The 21,036-nt window shown below is 70.6% G+C and carries 17 protein-coding genes and 1 pseudogene; 14 read left to right on the top strand and 4 right to left on the bottom strand.

Annotated features, from left to right (window positions below; all coding sequences use genetic code 11):
- The first annotated feature begins 107 nt into the window (after nt 1-107).
- The 7 genes from ileS (at nt 108) to mutL (ending at nt 10,819) form a co-directional block, all read left to right on the top strand.
- Nucleotides 108-3,233 (top strand): isoleucine--tRNA ligase, encoded by a 3,126-nt coding sequence (gene ileS / locus CCR97_RS05635; RefSeq protein ID WP_201159366.1) that lies wholly within the window; start codon nt 108-110, stop codon nt 3,231-3,233.
- 250 nt (nt 3,234-3,483) lie between these two features.
- Complete coding sequence (lspA, locus tag CCR97_RS05630; RefSeq protein WP_111360592.1) at nt 3,484-3,993, top strand: signal peptidase II; 510 nt, start codon at nt 3,484-3,486, stop codon at nt 3,991-3,993.
- Nucleotides 3,994-4,190: 197 nt separating this feature from the next.
- Nucleotides 4,191-4,844 carry a hypothetical protein gene (locus CCR97_RS05625; protein WP_146618978.1) on the top strand — a complete coding sequence of 218 codons (654 nt, stop codon included), beginning with the start codon at nt 4,191-4,193 and terminating at the stop codon, nt 4,842-4,844.
- Nucleotides 4,845-5,072: 228 nt separating this feature from the next.
- The gene (locus CCR97_RS05620) at nt 5,073-6,569 is read left to right on the top strand and encodes a M16 family metallopeptidase (protein ID WP_201159365.1); all 1,497 of its coding nucleotides are present in this window, start codon (nt 5,073-5,075) and stop codon (nt 6,567-6,569) included.
- Nucleotides 6,566-7,948 (top strand): M16 family metallopeptidase, encoded by a 1,383-nt coding sequence (locus CCR97_RS05615; protein WP_338049056.1) that lies wholly within the window; start codon nt 6,566-6,568, stop codon nt 7,946-7,948. The genes CCR97_RS05620 and CCR97_RS05615 overlap by 4 nt, the downstream gene beginning before the upstream one ends.
- A 233-nt stretch (nt 7,949-8,181) precedes the next feature.
- Nucleotides 8,182-8,601, top strand: coding sequence for an alternative ribosome rescue aminoacyl-tRNA hydrolase ArfB (arfB, locus tag CCR97_RS05610; RefSeq protein ID WP_111360578.1), 420 nt, complete (start codon nt 8,182-8,184; stop codon nt 8,599-8,601).
- Nucleotides 8,602-8,836: 235 nt separating this feature from the next.
- The gene (gene mutL / locus CCR97_RS05605) at nt 8,837-10,819 is read left to right on the top strand and encodes a DNA mismatch repair endonuclease MutL (protein ID WP_201159364.1); all 1,983 of its coding nucleotides are present in this window, start codon (nt 8,837-8,839) and stop codon (nt 10,817-10,819) included.
- A gap of 165 nt (nt 10,820-10,984) precedes the next feature.
- Here the strand turns inward: mutL and CCR97_RS05600 are convergent, their stop codons facing one another.
- Nucleotides 10,985-11,917 carry a LysR family transcriptional regulator gene (locus CCR97_RS05600; RefSeq protein WP_111360493.1) on the bottom strand — a complete coding sequence of 311 codons (933 nt, stop codon included), beginning with the start codon at nt 11,915-11,917 and terminating at the stop codon, nt 10,985-10,987.
- A 114-nt stretch (nt 11,918-12,031) separates the two neighbouring features.
- On the opposite strand from CCR97_RS05600, the gene CCR97_RS05595 reads away from it, so the two are divergent.
- The 4 genes from CCR97_RS05595 (at nt 12,032) to CCR97_RS05580 (ending at nt 14,807) form a co-directional block, all read left to right on the top strand.
- A complete protein-coding gene (locus tag CCR97_RS05595) occupies nt 12,032-13,054 on the top strand; it encodes an MBL fold metallo-hydrolase (protein ID WP_201159363.1) in 1,023 nt (340 codons plus the stop codon).
- A gap of 34 nt (nt 13,055-13,088) precedes the next feature.
- Nucleotides 13,089-14,087, top strand: a complete 999-nt coding sequence (locus CCR97_RS05590; RefSeq protein WP_170145965.1) for a Bug family tripartite tricarboxylate transporter substrate binding protein — start codon at nt 13,089-13,091, stop codon at nt 14,085-14,087.
- Between the two features lie 61 nt (nt 14,088-14,148).
- Nucleotides 14,149-14,448, top strand: coding sequence for a nucleotidyltransferase family protein (locus CCR97_RS05585; RefSeq protein ID WP_111358825.1), 300 nt, complete (start codon nt 14,149-14,151; stop codon nt 14,446-14,448).
- A 113-nt stretch (nt 14,449-14,561) separates the two neighbouring features.
- Nucleotides 14,562-14,807 carry a HepT-like ribonuclease domain-containing protein gene (locus CCR97_RS05580; RefSeq protein WP_111358824.1) on the top strand — a complete coding sequence of 82 codons (246 nt, stop codon included), beginning with the start codon at nt 14,562-14,564 and terminating at the stop codon, nt 14,805-14,807.
- A gap of 25 nt (nt 14,808-14,832) precedes the next feature.
- Here CCR97_RS05580 and CCR97_RS05575 read toward each other — a convergent pair whose 3' ends face one another.
- Entirely contained in the window at nt 14,833-15,459 is a 627-nt protein-coding gene (locus CCR97_RS05575; RefSeq protein ID WP_111358827.1) for a TetR/AcrR family transcriptional regulator, read from the bottom strand.
- Between the two features lie 216 nt (nt 15,460-15,675).
- Here CCR97_RS05575 and CCR97_RS05570 point away from each other — a divergent pair, with 216 nt between their 5' ends.
- The 3 genes from CCR97_RS05570 to CCR97_RS05560 are packed head-to-tail and all read left to right on the top strand — an operon-like array spanning nt 15,676 to nt 19,278.
- Nucleotides 15,676-17,835, top strand: a complete 2,160-nt coding sequence (locus tag CCR97_RS05570; protein ID WP_111358823.1) for a TonB-dependent siderophore receptor — start codon at nt 15,676-15,678, stop codon at nt 17,833-17,835.
- 43 nt (nt 17,836-17,878) lie between these two features.
- Entirely contained in the window at nt 17,879-19,045 is a 1,167-nt protein-coding gene (locus CCR97_RS05565; RefSeq protein WP_111358822.1) for a PepSY-associated TM helix domain-containing protein, read from the top strand.
- The gene (locus tag CCR97_RS05560; protein WP_111358821.1) at nt 19,042-19,278 is read left to right on the top strand and encodes a hypothetical protein; all 237 of its coding nucleotides are present in this window, start codon (nt 19,042-19,044) and stop codon (nt 19,276-19,278) included. The genes CCR97_RS05565 and CCR97_RS05560 overlap by 4 nt, the downstream gene beginning before the upstream one ends.
- On the opposite strand, the gene rsmD is transcribed toward CCR97_RS05560, so the two are convergent.
- Nucleotides 19,265-19,819: a 16S rRNA (guanine(966)-N(2))-methyltransferase RsmD gene (rsmD, locus tag CCR97_RS05555; protein WP_201159362.1), complete on the bottom strand. Its 555-nt coding sequence runs from the start codon at nt 19,817-19,819 to the stop codon at nt 19,265-19,267. The genes CCR97_RS05560 and rsmD overlap by 14 nt on opposite strands.
- A pseudogene (locus tag CCR97_RS05550) lies at nt 19,819-21,036 on the bottom strand (hypothetical protein); the annotation flags it as partial. The pseudogene CCR97_RS05550 and the gene rsmD, both read right to left, overlap by 1 nt.

Here is a 21,036-nt window from a genome sequence, read left to right as displayed (position 1 = left end):
TACGCGGCGAGCCACCCTCTCCCCGCGCGGCGGGGAGAGGGAAGCGCGGCCGCCAGCCCCCCTTTGCCCTTCACGGGCCGGCGGCGCCTTGTTAAGAACGGCGCGCCATGACCGATGCCGTGACGACGACCCGCGACTACTCGAAAACGCTGTTTCTGCCGGTGACCGACTTCCCCATGCGGGCGGGTCTGCCGCAGAAGGAGCCGGACATCCTGGCCCATTGGGCGACGATCGACCTCTACGGTCGGTTGCGCCAGGCCTCTCAGGGGCGCGCCAAGTTCGTGCTCCACGACGGGCCGCCCTACGCCAACGGCCACATCCATATCGGGCACGCGCTCAACAAGGTCCTCAAGGACCTCGTCACCCGTTCGCAACAGATGCTCGGCTTCGACTCGAACTACGTGCCGGGCTGGGACTGCCACGGCCTGCCGATCGAGTGGAAGATCGAGGAGGAGAACTACCGCAAGAAGGGCAAGTCGAAGCCCGACCTGTCGGACCCCTCCGCCATGATCGCGTTCCGCCAGGAGTGCCGCGCCTATGCGCAGCACTGGCTGTCCGTGCAGCGCGAGGAGTTCAAGCGGCTCGGCGTGGTCGGCGACTGGGACCACCCCTACACCACGATGAGCTTTCCGGCCGAGGCGCAGATCGCCCGCGAGATCATGAAGTTCGCGGCTAACGGCACGCTCTATCGCGGCTCCAAGCCGGTGATGTGGTCGGTGGTCGAGCGCACGGCGCTCGCCGAGGCCGAGGTCGAGTACGAGGATTTCACCAGCGACACGGTGTGGGTGAAGTTTCCGGTCTCTGTTCCCTCTCCCCGCACGCGGGGAGAGGGTGGCTCGCCGCGGAGCGGCGAGTCGGGTGAGGGGGCCTCTCGTGGATACGGAGACGCCCCCTCACCCGACGTCCGCGCTCAACGCGCGAACGTCGACCTCTCCCCGCGCGCGGGGAGAGGTGACCTGGCAGGCGCGTCCGTCGTCATCTGGACGACGACGCCGTGGACGCTTCCCGGCAACCGCGCCATCAGCTTCTCGCACAAGATCGGCTACGGTCTCTACAAGGTCACGGACGCGCCGGCCGACAATTGGGCGAAGACCGGCGACCTCCTGATCCTCGCCGACAAGCTCGCCGAGGACGTTCTCAAACAGGCCCGCGTCGTCGCCTTCGAGAAGGTGCAGGCCGTCTCTGCCGACATTCTGGCCGGCCTCGTCTGCGACCATCCGCTGAAAAGCCTCGGCTACGATTTCGCGGTGCCGCTGCTCGACGGCGAGCATGTCGACGACTCGACCGGCACCGGCTTCGTCCACACCGCGCCCGGCCACGGCCGCGAGGACTTCGAGATTTGGATGGAGTACGGCCGCAGGCTCTCGGAGCGCGGGATCTCCACACGAATCCCCTACACGGTGGATGCCGACGGCCGCTACACCGACGACGCCCCGGGCTTCGTCGGCCGCCGCGTCATCACCGAAAAAGGGGAAAAGGGCGACGCCAACGAGGCGGTGATCAAGGCGCTGGTCGAGGCGGCCAATCTTCTCGCGCGTGGAAAGCTGAAGCACCAGTATCCGCACTCGTGGCGCTCCAAGAAGCCGGTGATCTTCCGCAACACGCCGCAATGGTTCATCGCCATGGACCAGGACATCGCGGCGGGCGCCGAGGCGAAGGCGGGCGACACGCTCCGCGCGCGTGCGCTCAAGGCCATCAAGGCGACCCGCTGGGTGCCGCCGCAGGGCCAGAACCGCATCACCGGCATGATCGAGAGCCGGCCCGACTGGGTGATCTCGCGCCAGCGCGCCTGGGGCGTGCCGATCACGGTGTTCATCCGCGACAAGGGCCACGGCGAGGTCGAGATCCTTCAGGACGAGGCCGTGAATGCCCGCATCGTCGCGGCGTTCGAGGCCGAAGGGGCGGATGCCTGGTACGCGGCCGGGGCGCGCGAGCGCTTCCTGGGCGCGCGCGCCGCCGAGGGCTGGCAGAAGGTCGACGACATCCTCGACGTCTGGTTCGACAGTGGCTCGACGCACGCCTTCGTGCTGGAGGATCCCGAGAACTTCGCGACGCTGGCCGGCATCCGCCGCAAGGTCGACGGCGGTCGTGATCAGGTCATGTATCTGGAAGGCTCGGACCAGCACCGCGGCTGGTTCCACTCGTCGCTACTCGAGTCGTGCGGCACGCGCGGCCGCGCGCCGTTCGACGTCGTCGTCACCCACGGTTTCACGCTCGACGAGCAGGGCCGCAAGATGTCGAAGTCGCTCGGCAACACGGTGGCGCCGCAGGATCTGATCAAGCAGCACGGCGCCGACATCGTGCGCCTGTGGGTCGGCTCCTGCGACTACTGGGACGACCAGCGCATCGGCCCCGAGATCATCAAGACCACGGTCGACACCTATCGCAAGCTGCGCAACACGCTGCGCTGGATGCTCGGAAATCTCGCGCATTTCCGTGATCAGGATCGCGTCAAGGTCGAGCGCATGCCGTCGCTCGAGCGATACATGCTGCACCGGCTCGCCGAGCTCGACGCGACGGTGCGCGAGGCCTACGCCAACTTCGACTACAAGCGCATTTTCGCGGTGCTGAGCCAGTTCATGACGGTCGATCTCTCGGCCTTCTACTTCGACATCCGCAAGGACGCGCTCTACTGCGACCCGATCTCGTCGGTGACCAGAAAGGCTTGTCTCACGGTGCTCGACCATGTCTTCCGCTGCACCGTGACGTGGCTGGCCCCGATCCTCTGCTTCACGGCCGAGGAGGCGTGGCTGGCGCGCTATTCCGGAACCGACGGCTCGGTGCATCTCGAGACCTTCCCCGAGGTGCCGGAGAGCTGGCGCAATGAGGGGCTGGCCGAGACCTGGCGCAAGGCGCGCGCGGTGCGCCGCGTCGTCACCGGGGCGCTCGAGCTCGAGCGCGCCGGCAAGCGCATCGGCTCGTCGCTGGAGGCGGATCCGCTCGTCTATGTGAGCGACGACGATCTGTTCCGCGCCGTGGTCGACCTCGATCTGGCCGAGATCTGCATCACGTCGGGCGCCTCGCTGATCGAGGGCGACGGGCCGGAGGATGCCTTCCGGCTCGCCGAAGTGCCGGGTGTCGCCGTGCTGCCGCGCCGCGCCGAGGGCACCAAATGCGCCCGCTCGTGGAAGATCTCGCCCGCGGTCGGGTCCGATCCGCAGTACCCGGACGTCACCCCGCGCGACGCCCAGGCGCTGCGCGAGCTCGACGCGCTCTCCCCGGCGGCGGAATGATCGTGCGAGACGCCTCCCTTGTTCACCTCTCCCCGCTGGCGGGGAGAGGTCGAAGTTCCCGCGCGCAGCGCGGACTTCGGGTGAGGGGGCGTCTCCGCGAGTTTCAGCTTGACGGATCTCTGCGTTGCGGAAGCGCCCCCTCACCCGACTCGCCGCTGCGCGGCGAGCCACCCTCTCCCCGTGCACGGGGAGAGGGAACGGGGGCCCGCCCGCCGATGCCAGTGCGGCGAATGATCCCCCGGTTCCACCCATGACCCTCTCCCTCGGCCGCTTCACCGGGCTCGGGCTCCTCGCGGCGGCGCTGGTCGTGGGACTCGACCAGGCGTCGAAGCTGTGGCTGCTCTACGGCTTCGCGCTGCCCGACAAGGCGCCCCTGCACGTGCTGCCCGGGCTCGACCTCGTCGTGGTGTGGAACACCGGCATCAGCTACGGCCTGTTCCCGCAGACCGGGCCGTTCGGCCAATGGGCGCTGCTCGGCCTCAAGGTGATCGCCGTGCTGCTGCTCGGGATCTGGCTGACCCGGGTGGACCGGCGGGTGGGCGCGCTGGCGCTCGGGCTGATCATCGGCGGGGCGATCGGCAACGCCATCGACCGGGCGACGTTCGGGGCCGTGTTCGACTTCGTCCTGCTGTACGCCGCTACCGCGACGTGGCGGTTCAACTGGTACGTCTTCAACATCGCCGACGTGGCGATCGTCGCCGGCGTGGTTCTGCTCCTGTGGGAGACCCTGGTCGCCCCCGACGCCGCAAAAGCGCCCTGATCCGCGATATACAAGAGCAATCGGGGGACGTGCCGGCGGCATCGTCGCGCGTCCATGCACGGGGAAACCACATGCGAGCATTCTCGACGCGCGCTCCGTTGCGCGCTCCCATGATGCGCGCTCCCATGATGCGCGCTCCCATGATGCGCGCATCGTCTCGGCGCGCCTCTCTGCTGCGCGCCTCCACCTGCGTTGCCATGGTCGGCGCTCTCGCGCTCGGCCTGGTTCTCGGCAGCGGCCCGGCCCGCGCCGAGGACGACGACGAGCTGCCGGACGTCAAGGTGATGCGCAGCATCATGCGCGGCCTCGGCCTCAAGCGCCCCGGCGAGGAAGCCAACATCGAATACCGCGAACGTTCGCCGCTGGTGATTCCGCCGGGCCGCGACCTGCCGCCCCCCGAGGCCGCGGCGCTCGCCGAGCGCAACCCGGCCTGGCCCGACGACCCGGACATCAAGGCGCGCCGCGAGGCCAAGAAGAACGCCCGCAAGTCGATCAATGTCGAGGAAGAGTCGCGCTCGCTGACGCCGGCCGAGCTGGACCGCAAGGGAGCGCCCCGTACCGCCTCGGCCGGGGGCCCGATCCTGTCGGGCGAGGAGGCGATCAACCAGAAGTCGCCGAAAGAGCTTGGCTACGGCGGCGGCCTCTTCAACTGGCGGAACTTCGTCGGCGCCGAGCCGAAGGAGGAGTACGGCAGCTTCGAGAAGGAGCCGTCGCGCAGCGACCTCACCCAGCCGCCGCCCGGCTACCTGACGCCGTCGCCGAACCAGCCCTACGGGGTCGGCAAGACGATCGAGCGCCCGACCAAGGCGAAGAGCTACGACCAAGCGGCCGGCAGCGCCGAGCAGCGCTGAGCGTCACGCTTCACCCCGATCGAATCGACGCGCACGGCCCGCCGCCGTGCGCGTCGTCGTTTTCGGCGGCCGCCGTGGGCCGCTACACCGCCGGTGCGGCATGTCCGACCGTTCCGCGGGCTCCCGCGCCGCGCCCCGAATTCCGCCAAGAACCTGACCGATTTGTCATTTGAGCCGCCGGACCGTTTCCGGAACAATGCCCGCCGTCTTCCCAGAGAGGCCCGCCGCATGATCCGATCTGCCCCGACGTCGCTCGCCCTCGCCGTGGCGGTCGCGCTTCTGTCGACCACGGCGCCGGGGTGGGCCGAGAGCAGGCCCGCGGCCGCGGCCAGGACGACGACGGCGCAGGCGGCGCCTGCGCAGGCGGGGCCTGCCCAGACCGTGCCGGCCCCGCTGCCACGCCCCGCCACGGCGCCCGCGCCGTCGCAGCCTGCGCAGGCCGCCAAGGTCACCGACTTCAAGCTCGCCAACGGCCTCGAGGTCGTGGTGGTGCCGGACCGCCGCACCCCGGTCGTCACCCACATGATCTATTACAAGGTCGGCTCGGCCGACGAGGCGCCGGGCAAGTCCGGCATCGCGCATTTCCTCGAGCACCTGATGTTCAAGGGCACCGAGAAGAACCCGAGCGGGCGCTTCTCGAAGATGCTCGCCACCATCGGGGGTCAGGAGAACGCCTTCACGACCACCGACTACACGGGCTACTTCCAGCGCGTGCCGAAGGAGCATCTCGGCGAGGTGATGGCCTTCGAGGCCGACCGCATGACCGGGCTCGTGCTCACCGACGCCAACGTGCTGCCGGAGCGCGACGTGGTGCTCGAAGAGTACAACATGCGGGTCGCCAACAGCCCGGACGCCCGCATCGGCGAGCAGGTCGCGGCCAGCCTCTATCTGAACCACCCCTACGGCCGGCCGGTGATCGGCTGGCGTGCCGAGATCGAGCAGCTCAACCGCGAGGACGCGCTCGCCTTCTACAAGCAGTTCTACGGGCCCAACAACGCCGTCGTCGTGATCGCCGGCGACGTCGAGCCGGACGCCGTCAAGGCGCTCGCGGAGAAGACCTACGGGGCGATCGCGGCGAGGAGCGACATCGGCCCGCGCAAGCGGCCGCAGGAGCCGCCGCCCGTCGCGGTGCGCCAGGTGACGCTCGACGATCCGCGCGTCGCGCAGCCGAGCCTGAACCGCAGCTATCTGGTGCCGTCCTACACCACGGCGAAGCGCGGCGAGGCGGAGGCGATCGACGTGCTCGCCCAGATCCTCGGCAGCGGCCAGAACAGCCGGCTGTACCGGCGGCTGGTCGCGGAGGGGCGCGTCGCCACCTCGGCCGGCGCCTGGTACCAGGGCTCGGCCGTCGACGCGACGCGGCTCGGCGTCTACGCCCGCCCGACCCCGGACCACACGCTCGCCGACGTCGAGAAGGCGATCGACGCCGTGATCGCCGAGACGATCGCCGACGGCGTCACGGCCGACGAGCTGGAGCGCGCCAAGACCCGGATGATCGCCGACGCCGTCTATGCCCAGGACAACCAGTCCAGCATGGCGCGCTGGTACGGCACCGCGCTCTCCACCGGCTCGACGGTCGCCGACGTGCTGTCGTGGCCGGACCGCATCCGCGCCGTCACGGCCGATCAGGTGCGCGAGGCCGCCAAGACCTGGCTCGACAAGCGCCGCTCGGCGACGGGCTATCTGGTCAAGTCGCTGCCGGCCTCCGAGGAGAAGCGCTCGTGATCACGTCCCTCCGCCGTCTCGCGGCCGCGTTCTTCGCCGTCGCCACGATCGCTTTTGTCTCGCTCGCTTCCGTTCCGGCCGCGAACGCCACCACGATCGAGCGGGTTAAGACCCCGAAGGGCATCGAGATCTGGCTGGTGCGCGAGCCCTCGCTGCCGATGATCGCCATGGAGTTCGCCTTCCGGGGCGGCGCCGCCCAGGATCCAGCCGACCGTGACGGGCTCGCCAACATGGCGGCCTCGCTGCTCGACGAGGGTGCCGGCGATCTCGATGCGCGCACCTTCCAGCAGCGGCTCGAGTCGAAGGCGATCGAGTTCTCGATGTCGGCCTATCGCGACTCGCTGATGGGCTCGCTGCGCACCCTGACCGAGAACCGCGACGAGGCGTTCGGGCTCCTGAAGCTGGCGCTGACCGCGCCGCGCTTCGATCCCGAGGCGGTCGAGCGCATCCGCACCAGCATCGTCGCGGCGCTGCGCCGCGACGCCGTCACGCCGAACGATCTCGCCGGCCGGAAGTTCTGGGAAACGGCCTTTGCCGGGCACCCCTATGGCCGCGTCACCCGCGGCAGCGTGGAGAGCGTGCAGGCCATCACGGTGCCGGACCTGAAGGCCTATGTCGGCCGCGTGCTGGCGCGCGACAACCTGCTCGTCGGCATCGTCGGCGACATCGACGCGGCGACGGCCTCGCGTCTCGTCGACGAGGCGTTCGGGGCGCTGCCCGAGAAGGCGCAGCTCAGCGCCGTGCCGCAGGCGATGCCGCAGGACCTCGGCCGCCGCGTCCAGGTCGACGTCGACGTGCCGCAGTCGACCCTGCTGCTCGGCGGCGCCGGCATCGCCCGCAAGGACCCGGACTTCATCCCGGCCTATGTGGTCAATCACATCCTCGGCGGCGGCTCGTTCTCGTCGCGGCTCTATCGCGAGGTGCGCGAGACCCGCGGCCTCGCCTACGGGGTCTCCTCGTCGCTGGTGCCGCTCAAGAGCACGGCGCTGTTCTTCGTCTCCACGGCGACGCGCTCCGACCGCGTGAAGGAGTCGATGGAGGTGATCGAGGCCGAGATCCGCCGCATGGCCGAGGAGGGGCCGACGGCGGACGAGCTCGCCCAGGCGAAGTCGTTCCTCAAGGGCTCCTACGCGCTGTCGTTCGACACCTCGGCCAAGATCGCCAACCAGCTCGTGCTGATCCAGCTCGAGGAGCTCGGCATCGACTACATCGACCGCCGCAACAGCCTGATCGAGGCGGTGACGCTCGACGACGTGAAGCGCGTCGCCAAGCGCCTGCTGTCCGGCAAGCTCCTCGCCACCGTCGCCGGTCGCCCCGAGGCCGCCACCGCCGCCGCGCCGCCGGCGGCGCAGCCCGCCCCGGCCGTGAAGGCGCAGTAGGCGCCGCAGGCGTCCCTTCACCTCTCCCCGCGTGCGGGGAGAAGTCGGACTTGGCGCCGCAGGCGCGAAGTCCGGGTGAGGGGGCGTCGCCCCCGGGCAACGTTTCGGCATCTCGGAGGCGCCCCCTCATCCCGACCTTCTCCCCGCGCGCGGGGAGAAGGAGCGCAGGCGCCGTGGCGTGTTAGCCGCGCCCCGCTCTTGACCGCGGCCGCGGTCTCGCCTTCAACGGCGGCATGATCCGGGTCACCGACCATATCGCGATCGACGAGGCGGAGCTCGAGGAGAGCTTCGTGCGCGCCGGCGGGCCGGGCGGGCAGAACGTCAACAAGGTCGCGACCGCCGTGCAGCTGCGCTTCGACGCGCGCGGCTCGCGCTCGCTGCCCAACGACGTGGCGATTCGGCTGATGCGCATCGCCGGTGCCCGGCTCACCACCGAGGGCGTCGTGGTGATCACGGCGCAGCGCTTCCGCACCCAGGAGCGCAACCGCGCCGAGGCCCGCGAGCGCCTGTTCGAGATGATCCGCGAGGCGGCGGTGCGGCCGACCCCGCGGGTGAAGACGCGCCCGACGCTCGCCTCCAAGAAGCGCCGGGTGGAGGCGAAGAAGCGCCGCTCCACCGTGAAGAGCCTGCGCCAGGGTCGCCCGGAGGAGTAGTGGCGCGGCATGCCGCAGCCTCCGTGTCCCGGGCGGAGCACGCCGCGCGAGCGGCGCGCGCAGACCCGGGACCCAGGGGCGGCACGCTTGGGCCGCTGCCGATGCTGGGCCCCGGCTCACGACGCAGCGCGGACGCGCTGCGCCGTGTCCGGGGCACGAGGCTTTTGTCGTCGCGGGCTCACAAACGCTGCCGCAGCCGCTAGACTGCACCATCCGAGGAACCCCGAGTCGCACCATGCCCGTCCGGCAGCTCACCGAGGCCGTCGTCAACCGCATCGCCGCCGGCGAGGTGGTCGAGCGGCCGGCGAGCGTCGTCAAGGAGCTGGTCGAGAACGCGCTGGACGCCGGGGCGCGTCGCATCGACGTGATCACCGAGGGCGGCGGCCGCCGCCGCATCACCGTGACGGACGACGGCAGCGGCATGACGCGGCCCGACCTCGTGCTCGCGGTCGAGCGCCACGCGACCTCCAAGCTCGACGACGAGGATCTGCTCGACATCCGCACGCTCGGTTTTCGCGGCGAGGCGCTGCCGTCGATCGGCGCGGTGGCGAAGCTCCTGATCACGACCCGCCACGCCGACGAGCCGCATGCCTGGGCACTCGCCGTCGAGGGCGGCCGCAAGGGCGAGCCGAAGCCGGCGGCGCTCGCGCAGGGCACCCGCATCGACGTGCGCGACCTCTTCTACGCGACGCCGGCGCGGCTGAAGTTCCTGAAGGCCGAGCGCAGCGAGACCGAGGCGATCCGCGACGTGATGCGCCGTCTGGCAATGACGCGGCCCGACGTGTCCTTCACGTTCGCCGGCGAGGAGCGCGCGCCGGTGACGTTCCCGGCCGCCGATCCGACACTGCTCGGGGCAGAGACGATGTCGAACGGCCGGCTGCGCCGGCTCGCCGACGTGCTGGGCGCCGAGTTCTCGCAGAACGCCGTGCCGGTGCGGGGCGGTCGCGACGGGCTCAACGTCGAAGGCTTCGCGGCGCTGCCGACCTTCAACAAGGCGAACTCGTTCTCGCAATACTTGTTCGTCAACGGCCGGCCGGTGCGCGACAAGCTGCTGTTCGGCGCGGTGCGGGCGGCGTACGCGGATCATCTCGCGCGCGATCGCCATCCGGTGGTCGCGCTGTTCGTCGAGGTCGATCCGCGCGAGGTCGACGTCAACGTCCATCCGGCCAAGGCCGAGGTCCGGTTCCGCGATGCCGGCCTGGTGCGCGCCACCCTCGTGCGGTCCCTGATGGATGCGCTGAATGCCGGCGCCGGCCGCGCCGCGACCACGGGCGGCGGCGCGACGCTCGCGGCGCTGCGGCCGCAAGGCGCGCCGTTCGGCGCCTCGTCGTTCGGTGCGTCGCGGCCGACGACGGTGCGGCCGCTGTTGGAGGTCGGATCGGGCGGCTGGACGGTGCCGCGTCCGTTCGGCTGGGACTGGCGCGGCTCGCCGGCGCGGCCGCCGGGCACGGGCAGTCACGATGCAACTGATCACGACGCAACTGATCAGGACGCGCTCGACCAGGACTCGTTCGATCAGCTCCCGCCCGGCTTCACCGAGCTGCCGCAGGCGAGTTTCGACGTCGGCCCGCCCTCGGCGGATGCTCGCGCGAGCGCCTTTCAGCCGCGCGACACGTCAACGCCGGACGACGCCGACGACCGCCCGCTCGGCGCCGCGCGGGCGCAGCTCCACGAAAACTACATCGTTGCCCAGACCCGCGACGGCATCGTCATCGTCGACCAGCACGCCGCCCACGAGCGCATCGTCTACGAGCGCATGAAGGCGGCGCTGGCGGCGGGCGGTATCGCCCGCCAGCTCCTGCTGATCCCCGAGGTGGTCGAGCTCGACGAGGCCGACGTCGACCGCCTCGTCGCCCGCGCCGACGAGCTCGCCGGCTTCGGCCTGGTGCTGGAGGCGTTCGGCCCCGGCGCCGTCGCGGTGCGCGAGACGCCGGGCCTGCTCGGCCGGCTCGACGTCGGCGCGCTGGTGCGCGATCTCGCCGAGCATCTCGCCGAATGGGACACGACGCTGCCGCTGGAGCGCCGCCTCCTGCACGTCGCCGCGACGATGGCGTGCCACGGCTCGGTGCGGGCCGGGCGCCGGCTCAAGCCGGAGGAGATGAACGCGCTCTTGCGCGAGATGGAACAGACCCCGAATGCCGGCCAGTGCAACCACGGCCGCCCCACCTATGTCGAGCTGAAGCTCGCCGACATCGAGCGCCTGTTCGGGCGGAAGTGACGGATGCCAGGCGGCACCCCCTCGCACCTCATGGTGAGGAGCGGCTGAAAGCCGCGTCTCGAACCATGTGGCCGCGGCGCTCTCCGGGGCCGTCCTCGCCCTTCGAGACGCCCGCTGCGCGGGCTCCTCAGGGTGAGGACGGAGGTGGACGCAGCGCGCCTCTCCTCACTTCGCCACCTCGCGATACACGGCCCTGATCTGATCACGGAGCCAGGCGTGCGCCTGGTCGCGGTCGTGGCGGGCGTGCCAGACCATGCGGATCGCGAGACGCCCGACGTCGAGCGGTACCGGCCGGGTGGCGAGGCCGAAGCGGCGCCGGAAAACGTCGGCGGCGAGCTGGGTGAACACGCCGATCATGTCCGAGCCGGCGAGGAGCTGCGGCACCGCGGTGAAGTTCGACACCGTGACGAGCGCCCGGCGGGCGTGCCCGTGCGTCGTGAGCAGATCGTCGAAGATTGCGGTGCGGGCGCCCGTCGCGCTGACCACGACGTGCGGATAGGCGAGCAGGCCGTCGATGTCGAGCCGCGCCTTGCGGCGGATCAGCGGGTGATCGGGGCGCAGCACGCAGTGCAGCGTCTCGTCGATCAGATGCTCGTGGCGAAGATGCCTGGGCGTGACGTCGATCGAGCCGATGGCGAGATCGGTGCGATCCTGCTCCAGGAGATCGAGCGCGTGCTGGCGATCGGCCGTCATCACGTGGAGGGCGGCCTGCGGGGCGAAGCGCTGCAGCCGTTCGACCAGCGCCGGCACCACGGCGAGGCTCTGGCGGTCGGGCGTGCTGATGCGGAACACGTCGGTCGCGGCCGCCGGATCGAAGACGCCTTCGGACAGGATCTCGTCGACCAGCGCCATCGCCTCGCGCAGCGGTGCGCGCAGTGCTTTCGCCCGCGGCGTGGGGACGAGGCCGTCGGGGCCACGCGCCAGGAGCTCGTCGCCGAGCGCGGCGCGCAGGCGGGCGAGCGCATTGGAGACGGCCGGTTGCGAGCGCGCCAGCGCGTCGCCGGCTCGCGTCACGCTGCGCTCGGCCAGCAGCACGTCGAGAACCCGCAACAGGTTGAGGTCGAAATCGGCGCGCGGCACGGCGGCTTCCATATTCATCCGGTGAATGGTGTCGATTGATAGGATCGATTTCACAAATACACAAGCCGCCCCTACAGTCGCCCTCCCTCCGCCGCGCGCCGGCCCGGCCGCGCCCTCTCCCGGGAGCTCCGCATGACGTCGCCGTCTCCGTTCGCCGCGTCCCGATCCGCCCCGACCCGCCGCGCCGTGCTCGGCTCGGCTGCGGTCGTCGCAGCCGCCGCCGCGACCGGGGTGTCGCCGGCCGGCGCCGCCGCCCCGCCGGCCGCGGTCCAGGCGCCCGGCTTCTACCGCTACAATCTCGGCAGCGTGCAGGTGACGGTGCTCAACGACGGCGTCAGCCGCATGCCGATCGGCGACGGCTTCGTGCTCAACGCGAGCAAGGCCGACGTGCAGGCGGCACTCGCGGCGGCCTTCATGAATCCGGACGTCTATGCCGGCCCTTACAACCCGATCCTGATCAACACGGGCGCGAAGCTGGTGCTGGTCGACACCGGCACGGGCGAGGCGGCGTTCAAGGCGAGCAACGGCCTCAACGGCCGCCTGATGCAGACGCTGGCGGCCGCCGGCATCGCGCCGGAGCAGATCGACGCCGTGGTGCTGACGCATTTTCACGGCGACCACATCAACGGGCTCGTGCGCGCCGACGGGACGGTGGCGTTCCCCAATGCCGAGGTGTTGGCGCCGGCCCGCGAGCACGCCTTCTGGACCGACGAGGGCGAGATCGGCCGCGCCCGGAATCCGCGGGTGCCGGACGGCGCCAGGAACGTCCGCCGGGTGCTCGCGGGCGGCATCGCCGAGCGGCTGCGCACCTACGAGTGGGACAAGGAGGTGCTGCCCGGCCTCGTCGCGGTCGGCACCCCGGGGCACACGCCGGGCCACACGTCGCTGGTGCTCGCCTCCGGCGGCAAGCAGGTTTATATACAGGGCGACGTCACCCACGCGCCGTTCCTGTTCGCCCGCAATCCCGGCTGGCATTTCATGCTGGACGTGGACCCGGTGGCGGCGGAGGCGACGCGGCGCAAGGTCTACGAGATGCTGGTCGCCGAACGCATGCCGGTGCAGGGTTTCCACTATCCGTTCCCGGCGTTGGCGCATGTCGAGCGCAGCGGCACCGGCTACCGCGAGGTGCTCCTCCCCTGGAGCGCGGCCCTCTGATCCTTCGAACGACACCATCGCAACGGAGCTTCGCATGAGACGATCCCTCTCCTCGGCCGTGCTGGCGATCGCCGGGCTGGCGCTCGCCGTCGCCGGCGGGCCGGCGGCCGCCCAGGACGCCGCCGCCTGGCCGACCCGGCCCGTCACCCTGATCGTGCCGTTCCTGGCCGGTGGGCCGATCGACGTGATCGCCCGCGTGCAGGCCCAGAAGCTCGGCGAGATCCTCGGCCAGACCGTGGTGGTCGAGAATGTCGGCGGCGGCGGCGGGGCGCTCGGCGCGCAGCGCATCGCCCGCGGCGCGCCGGACGGCTACATCTTCGTAATGGGCAATGTCGGCACCCATGCCTATCATCCGACCCTGTATGCCAAGCCGCTCTACGATCCGGTCGCCGACTTCCAGCCGGTCGGGCTGACGACCGAGTCGCCGCGCCTGCTGGTCGTCCGGCCGACCCTGCCGGCCGACGATCTCAAGGGCTTCGTCGCCTTCGCCAAGGCGAACCACGCCACCATGAGCTTCGGCTCCGGCGGGCTCGGCTCGGCGACCCATATCCCGTGCCTGCTGGTCAACCAGGCGATGGGCGTGACGGTGACGCACGTGCCGTATCGCGGGGCCGCGCCCGCCATGCAGGACGTGATCGGTGGCCGCACGGACTACATGTGCGATTCGATCCAGACCGCGGTGCCGCAGGTGACGCAGAAGAACGTCAAGGCGCTCGCCGTGCTGTCGGGCACCCGCTCGCCGCTGCTGCCCGAGGTGCCGACCGCCACCGAGGCGGGGCTGCCGGGCGTCGAGGCCGATGCCTGGAACGCCATCTTCCTGCCCAAGGGCACGCCCGAGCCGATCGTGAAGAAGCTGGTCGCCGCCGTGAACCAGACGCTCGACGATCCGACCGTGAGGAAGCGTCTCGACGAGCTCGGCCTGTCGATCGTTCCGCCCGAGCGCCGCGGGCCGGACTACCTCGCCAAATACGTGAAGTCCGAGATCGACCGCTGGGCCCCGGCCATCAAGGCCGCCGGCCTGAAGGTGGAGTAGGGCAACGCCGACGGTCCGGGCGGTCCTGACGACCGCCCGGAAACGCGCTAGGCTTGCGGGCATGACCAGGGACGATGTCATCGCGAGGCTGAAGTCGGTCGAGCCGGAACTGCGGGACCGCGGTGTCGCGGCCTTGTACCTGTTCGGCTCGTTCGCGCGCGGCGAGGCGACCGACGCGTCCGATGTCGACGTGTTCGTCGAGCCGGCGAGCGACAACTTCTACGCCCTCGCGAACTTCACTGGGGCGTATGACGTGATCTCGCGCGCACTTCCCGGGCGGGAGATCGGCTACGGGACGCGGGCGGGTCTGTCGCCCTATGTCCGCGATGCCGTGGAAAGCGACGCCGTTCGGGTGTTCTGATGGGGGCGAGCCGGTCGCCGCTGGCGCGGCTACTCCATATCCGCGACGAGATCGTCAATCTGCGGTCCGCGTTGTCGGGTACGGACTACGCTTCGTTCGCGTCCACGTATTAGATGGTGCGGACGACCGAACGGGCCATCCTGGTCATCGCGGAAGCCGTGAAGGCGTTGCCGCCGGCGTTGACGGATCGTCATCCGGAGATCGAGTGGCACGCCATCCGGGGCATGGCCAACATCCTGCGGCACGAGTACCAGCGTGTCGAAACGCGCGTCCTGTGGCGCGTCGTCACCGAGGAGCTCCCTCGGCTCGCCCCGGTCATCGACGCGATGATGTCCGAGCTGGGCGACGCCAGCGAATGATCGCCCCCGCGGTCGTCCCGAATCGTCAGGGCCGCGCCCGCGCGCCGTCGAGGAACAGCGCCCAGGCCTTCTCGAAATAGGCGTTCTGGGCGCGGGTGGTGGCATAGGTCGAGCGCCCGAGCATGGCGTCGACGGTCGGTCCCACCGCGATGCAGTTCAGCATCTGGCCGGCCAGGAATCGCACGTCCCCGGCACCGAGCGCCCCGGCCGCCTGCGCCTCCGCGATCAGCGCGACGATCCGATCCATGATCGGATCGTGCGGATTGTTCGCGACGGCCTGTCCGACCACCAAGGCCTCGCTCAGCGCGATGCGCTGGAAGGCGATCAGGGTCGGATCGAGATTGGTCGACAGGAGCCAGCGCGCGGCGGCGCGCAGGCGGCTCATCACGTCGCCGGTCTGCGCCGCCACGGTCGCCTGGAAGCGCGCCTGGGTCTTCTTGCGGGCGTGATCGACGACGCCTTCGAACAGCGCGAGCTTGGAGGGAAAGCGGCGATAGACCGTATCCTTGCCGACCCCGCAGGCGGCGACGACCTGCTCGACCGAGGTCGCCGCATAGCCCTGCTCGGCGAACAGGCGCGACGCGGTCTCGATGATGCGCACCGATTTCGCCTCGCCGTCGGCCTTGAAGGGACGTCCTGTCCGCCGCTCCATCGCTTTGTCCTGCGCGCGAATCCGCGGATCGCGCCTCTCCGGCTCGGGCTCGTTCACTGAACGCGGCATGCTCGTCAAGCTCTGTTGGCCGAAGCAATTCTCGAATTATTCCAATTACATGTTTGCCTGCCGGATGGCAACGCATCTGGACAGGACGGTCCCGTCCCGTTTATTCGTCGTCGCTGTCGGGCAAGGTGACGGTGAACGGGTGTCGAGATGGCGATCGATCGTGCAGTGGTGATGTGTGCGGCGCTCGCCGCCGCGACGGCCGGCGTCGGCGAGGCGAGGGCGCAGAGCGCCGCGTCGGCCGAGACGGCGCTGCAGCCGATCGTCGTGGACGCCGACCGCCGCACGACCGACACGCGCGACAGCTATCTCGACAAGACCTCGTCGGCGGCGACCAAGACCGACACGCCGGTGGTCGAGACGCCGCAGTCGATCTCGATCGTGACGCGCCGTCAGATCGACGACCAGAACGCCCAGACGGTCGGCAACGCGCTGCGCTACACGTCCGGCGTGCTGTCCGATGCCGACACCAACGCGCGCTACGACAGCGTGTTCATCCGCGGCTTCGGCGGCTTCGGCACGTCGACCAACTATGTCGGCTTTCTCGACGGCCTTAAGCTGCCGCGTGGCCAGGCCTTCGCCAATACGGCGATCGATCCGTTCCTGCTCGATCGGGTCGAGGTGCTGAAAGGTCCGTCGGCGTTGCTCTACGGCCAGACCAGCCCGGGGGGCATCGTCGATCAGATCAGCCGGATGCCGAGTGCGACGCCCTACAACGAGGTGCGGCTCGAGGGCGGCTCGCACGGGCGCATCCAGTCGGGCGTGACGAGCCAGGGCGCGATCGACAAGGAGGGGCACTGGCTCTACAGCCTGACCGCGATCGGCCGGTCGTCGGGCACGCGCTACGACGACGTCGACGAGAAGCGCGTCGCCGTCGCGCCGGCCCTGACCTGGGCGCCCGACGCCGACACGCGGCTGACGATCCTGAGCTACTATCAGCGCGATCCGGAGGGCGGCTACTTCAACTCGCTCTATCCGACCTTCCTGGCGCCGGCGCAGTATCGGCCGTTCCTCAATTCGACGCTCAATGTCGGCGATCCGGGATTCGACGCCTTCAAGCGCGAGCAGTACGGCATCGGCTACAAGTTCGACCACCGGTTCAACGATGTCGTCAGCGTCCATTCCGGCCTGCGCTACTCCCATGTCGACATCGACATGCAGTCGCTGCAGATGAATGGTCCGCTCTCCGCGACCGGCATCCTGCCGCGCTGGGCGGTGCGTTCGATCGAGGCGGTCGACGGGGTGTCGACCGACAATCGCCTGCAGTTCGACGTGGCCACCGGCCCGGTGAAGCACAAGATCCTCACCGGCGTCGATTATCAGAACAGCAGCAGCAGCTGGATCTACAAGCTCGGCGGGGCGACCTCGCTCGCCGTCACCAACCCGCTCTACTATCAGCCTGTCGGGGCGCTTGCGACCTACATCGACAACGACCAGACGCTGAGCCAGACCGGCGTCTACGTCCAGGATCAGATCAGTCTCGGCGGCTGGCGCGCCACGCTCGGGGTCCGGCACGACTGGACGAAGCAGAGCACCGACAACCGGCTCGCCTCCACCAGCAGCGACCAGTCGGCCGACAAGACTACGTACCGGGCCGGTCTTCTCTATCTGTTCGACAACGGGATCGCGCCCTATGTGAGCTACTCGACCTCGTTCGAGCCGGTGATCGGCGTCGGCGTCGACGGGGCGCCCTTCGTGCCGACGACGGGCGAGCAGTACGAGGTGGGCATCAAGTACCAGCCCGCCGCGCTCCCGATCCTCTTGACGGCATCGGCCTTCGACATCCGCCAGAAGAACGTCCTGACGCCGTCCGCCGTGACCGGCTTCAACGTTCAGCAGGGCGAGGTCCGCTCGCAGGGCATCGAGCTCGAGGCACGCGGCAACGTGACCGACAGCCTGGAGCTGATCGGCGCGCTGACCTTTCTCGACACGCGGGTCACGGAATCGGCCACCGCGAGCGTGATCGGCAACCGTCCGCAGGCCGTGCCCGACTATTTCGGCTCGATCTGGATGAACTACACGATCAAGGCGGGCGGGCTCACCGGTCTCACGCTCGGCGGCGGCGTGCGTCGTGTCGGCCCGACCTTCGCGGACGACGCCAACATGATCGAGAACCCGGGCTACACGGTCGTCGACGCGGCGATGCGCTACGACCTGAAGAACTTCCGGCCCGAGCTGAAGGGCGCCGAACTCACGCTCAACGTCACCAATCTGTTCGACAAGGAGTACTACTCGAGCTGCTCGTCGAACTATTACTGTCAGTTCGCGAACCGCAGGCTGATCCTGGCCGGGCTGCGCTACCGATGGTGAGGATGCGCCACCAGCGGTTCGGCCGCCGACCGGAGCGGCCGCGATGACGCCGCGCACGGTTCGGGCCTGGTCGTGGGTTCATCGCTGGAGCAGCCTGATCTGCACGGTCTTCGCGCTGCTCCTGTGCCTGACCGGGCTGCCGCTCGTCTTTCACGACGAGCTCGGGCCGAACCCGCGGCTCGCCGAGATGCCGGCCGATCTGCCGCCCGCCTCGGTCGACGCGATGATCGCGCAGGCCATGGCGGCACGGCCGGGCCATGTCGTGCCGTACCTGTTCTTCGATCGGGCCAAGCCGATCGTCAAGGTGCCGACCGCGCCGAGCATGACGACGGACCCGGCGGCGTTCCATTATCTCGTGTTCGACACCCGCACCGGCGCGGCGCTCGACGTCTCGCAGCCCAACCAGGGCTTCATGAACGTCATGTTGCGCCTGCATCTCGATCTGTTCGCCGGCGTGCCCGGCACGCTCTTCCTCGGCGGCATGGGGCTTTTGCTGGTCGTCGCGATCGTGTCGGGCGTCGTGCTCTACGGGCCGTTCACCCGCCGCATCGCTTTCGGCACGGTCCGCCACGACGGGAGTCGCCGCCTGAAGTGGCTCGACCTGCACAATCTCCTGGGAATCGTCACGCTGGCGTGGTTCGGCGTGGTCTCCCTCACCGGCGTGATCAACACGCTCGCGGCGCCGATCGAGCTCGCCTGGCAGGCCGGTCAGCTCGTCGAGATGGCGGCTCAGGCCGAGCCGGCTCCGGCTCCGGCCGAGGGCGAGCGGGCCCAAGGACAACGCACTTCGGTCGATGCGCTGCTGCGCAATGTTCGCGCCGCCGTGCCCGGCATGGCGATCACCACGGTCGCGTTTCCGGGAACGCCGTTCTCGACCGCCTCTCACGTCGCGATCTTCCTGACCGGCGACACGCCGATCACCAGCCGCATCCTCAAACCGGCGCTGGCCGACGCGACGACCGGGCACGTGGTCGCGGTGCGCGACATGCCCTGGTACGCGACGATGCTGTTCATGTCGCAACCGCTGCATTTCGGCGACTATGGCGGGCTGCCGCTGAAGATCATCTGGGCGCTCTTCGACGTCGCGACCATCGTGGTGCTGATCAGCGGGCTGTATCTCTGGTGGCCCGGACGAGGGCGGGCGCCGGGCGACGCGGCGGCACGCCGGGACCGTGCGGCCGCGCCCGAGCTGGTCGAGGCCGGGGAATGAGACGAGCGATCGTCGGGGCCGGGCGGCAGTGGCGGTGGCCGGTCGCGCTGGCCGCGTCCACCATGGTCGGGCTTCTCGCCGCCCTCGTCGGTGAGGGTGGCGTCTGGTGGGCCGTGTCCTGGACGGCGCTCGCGATCCCGCTGCTGGTGATTATCGTCTGCGTGGTTCCGCGCGCGCGCCGGACCGGTCGCGGGCTCGGCCCGTCCCGAGAAACCGGGCTCACCCCGCCCTGAGAAACGTCACGGCGGTGTCGTCGTAGACGCGGCGTTCCAGCTCCTCGAAGCCGTCGATCGCCGGCAGGGGGGCGTCGGCCGAGTCTTCCACCACCATCAGGGCGCCCGGCTGGAGCCAAGCGCCGTCGCGGGCGGCGGTCAGGGCCGGCACGGCGAGGCCGCGGCCGTAGGGCGGATCGAGGAACACCAGCGAGAAGGGCGGCATCGGGTGGGCGATGCCGAGCTTGGTCGCATCCCGGCGATAGATCTTCGTGACCCCGCCGAGCCCGAGGTTTTCGACGTTCTGGCGGATCAGGGCGCGCGCCTCGGCGCCGTCGTCGACGAACAGCGTGAATGCGGCGCCCCGCGAGGTCGCCTCCAGCCCGAGCGCGCCCGTGCCGGCGAACAGATCGAGGACGCGGGCGTCCGCGACCGGGTCGCCGTAGGCGTGCACCAGGATGTTGAACAGCGACTCGCGCAGGCGGTCGGCGGTCGGCCGGATCGCGGCCGAGCGCGGACCTGCGAGCACGCGCCCGCGCAGCCGGCCGCCGACGATGCGCATCAGCCGCCCCGCGGCCCTGACGGGCGAGAGCCCGACGGACGCGGCCCGCGGCCGCCCGGCTTGAAGCCGCCGGGCTTCCCGCCCGAGGGGCGACCGCCGGAAGGCCGGCCACCCGGCTTACCGCCGCCGCCCTTGAAGCCACCCCCCTTGAAGCCACCGGGCTTGCGGTCGCCGAACGATTTGCGTTCGCCGAACGGCTTTCCGCCGCCTTCGCCGCGGGGCCGGAACGGCCGGTCACCGGCCGGCTTGTCGCGAAACGGCTTGCCGCCCTCGGACCGCGCCCGGAACGGTCGGTCGCCCTGCGGGCGATCGCCTTCGCTCCGCTCGCGGAACGGGCGATCGCCCTCACTGCGCTCGCGGAAGGGCCGGTCCCCCTCGGCGCGCTTGGGGCGGAACGGACGATCGCCTTCGGGGCGGGCCCGGAAGGGCCGGTCGCCCTGCGGACGATCGCCGTCGCTGCGCTTGCGGAACGGCTTGTCGCCGGCGGGACGTTCGCGGAAGGGGCGATCGCCCTCGGCGCGGGCCCGGAACGGGCGGTCGCCCTGCGGCCGATCACCGTCGCTGCGCTTGCGGAACGGCTTGTCGCCGGCGGGACGTTCGCGGAAGGGGCGATCGCCCTCGGCCCGCTTGGCGCGGAACGGGCGGTCGCCTTCGGGGCGAGCCCGGAACGGGCGGTCGCCCTCGGTGCGGGATCGGAATGGCCGGTCGCCCTCGGCGCGCGCCCGGAAGGGGCGGTCTCCCTCGGCGCGGTCGCGGCGCGGACGGTCGTCCCCGCTGCGCTCGCGGAACGGCTTTCCGCCCGCGGGCCGGGCGCCGGCCGGCTTGCCGCGGAAGGCGCGCTTGGGCGGCTCGGCCGCCTCGGGCTTCGCCTCGCCGAAGCGCTCGACCAGCACCTTGCGGCCCTTGCGATCGGTCAGGAGGCCGGCCCGCTTCGGGCCGGTCGGCTCCTCGCGCGACGGCTTGCCGGTCTCGCTGCGCTCGCCCTTGTAGTGGGTGCGCAGCGGCGAATCCTCCGAGCGCCAGGCGTGGCCGCGACGCGGCCGGCCGACCGGCGGCTCCAACGGCTCGTCGCGGTCGCGGCGGCGGAACCGCGGCTCGCCGAGGAGGCCGGCTGCGACTTCTCCGGCCCGATCACGCCGCGTGCGCCCTCCGAGGAGGAGCGACGCGAGCGCGCCGCCCGTGGCGCCCGCGGCACGCCGGGTCCGCGTGGCGACACC

Source organism: Rhodoplanes elegans (genome assembly GCF_016653355.1).
In the GTDB taxonomy this organism is placed as follows: domain Bacteria; phylum Pseudomonadota; class Alphaproteobacteria; order Rhizobiales; family Xanthobacteraceae; genus Rhodoplanes; species Rhodoplanes elegans.
The sequence above is the reverse complement of the archived record's forward strand: the minus strand, read 5'-3'. Positions and strand labels throughout refer to the sequence as shown.

Bases quoted from the DNA above. Each gene is read 5' to 3' on its own strand.
- ileS (WP_201159366.1), top strand. From the start codon at position 108: ATGACCGATGCCGTGACGACGACCCGCGACTACTCGAAAACGCTGTTT.
- lspA (WP_111360592.1), top strand. From the start codon at position 3,484: ATGACCCTCTCCCTCGGCCGCTTCACCGGGCTCGGGCTCCTCGCGGCG.
- CCR97_RS05625 (WP_146618978.1), top strand. From the start codon at position 4,191: ATGGTCGGCGCTCTCGCGCTCGGCCTGGTTCTCGGCAGCGGCCCGGCC.
- CCR97_RS05620 (WP_201159365.1), top strand. From the start codon at position 5,073: ATGATCCGATCTGCCCCGACGTCGCTCGCCCTCGCCGTGGCGGTCGCG.
- arfB (WP_111360578.1), top strand. From the start codon at position 8,182: ATGATCCGGGTCACCGACCATATCGCGATCGACGAGGCGGAGCTCGAG.
- mutL (WP_201159364.1), top strand. From the start codon at position 8,837: ATGCCCGTCCGGCAGCTCACCGAGGCCGTCGTCAACCGCATCGCCGCC.
- CCR97_RS05600 (WP_111360493.1), bottom strand. From the start codon at position 11,917: ATGAATATGGAAGCCGCCGTGCCGCGCGCCGATTTCGACCTCAACCTG.
- CCR97_RS05595 (WP_201159363.1), top strand. From the start codon at position 12,032: ATGACGTCGCCGTCTCCGTTCGCCGCGTCCCGATCCGCCCCGACCCGC.
- CCR97_RS05590 (WP_170145965.1), top strand. From the start codon at position 13,089: ATGAGACGATCCCTCTCCTCGGCCGTGCTGGCGATCGCCGGGCTGGCG.
- CCR97_RS05585 (WP_111358825.1), top strand. From the start codon at position 14,149: ATGACCAGGGACGATGTCATCGCGAGGCTGAAGTCGGTCGAGCCGGAA.
- CCR97_RS05580 (WP_111358824.1), top strand. From the start codon at position 14,562: ATGGTGCGGACGACCGAACGGGCCATCCTGGTCATCGCGGAAGCCGTG.
- CCR97_RS05575 (WP_111358827.1), bottom strand. From the start codon at position 15,459: ATGGAGCGGCGGACAGGACGTCCCTTCAAGGCCGACGGCGAGGCGAAA.
- CCR97_RS05570 (WP_111358823.1), top strand. From the start codon at position 15,676: ATGGCGATCGATCGTGCAGTGGTGATGTGTGCGGCGCTCGCCGCCGCG.
- CCR97_RS05565 (WP_111358822.1), top strand. From the start codon at position 17,879: ATGACGCCGCGCACGGTTCGGGCCTGGTCGTGGGTTCATCGCTGGAGC.
- CCR97_RS05560 (WP_111358821.1), top strand. From the start codon at position 19,042: ATGAGACGAGCGATCGTCGGGGCCGGGCGGCAGTGGCGGTGGCCGGTC.
- rsmD (WP_201159362.1), bottom strand. From the start codon at position 19,819: ATGCGCATCGTCGGCGGCCGGCTGCGCGGGCGCGTGCTCGCAGGTCCG.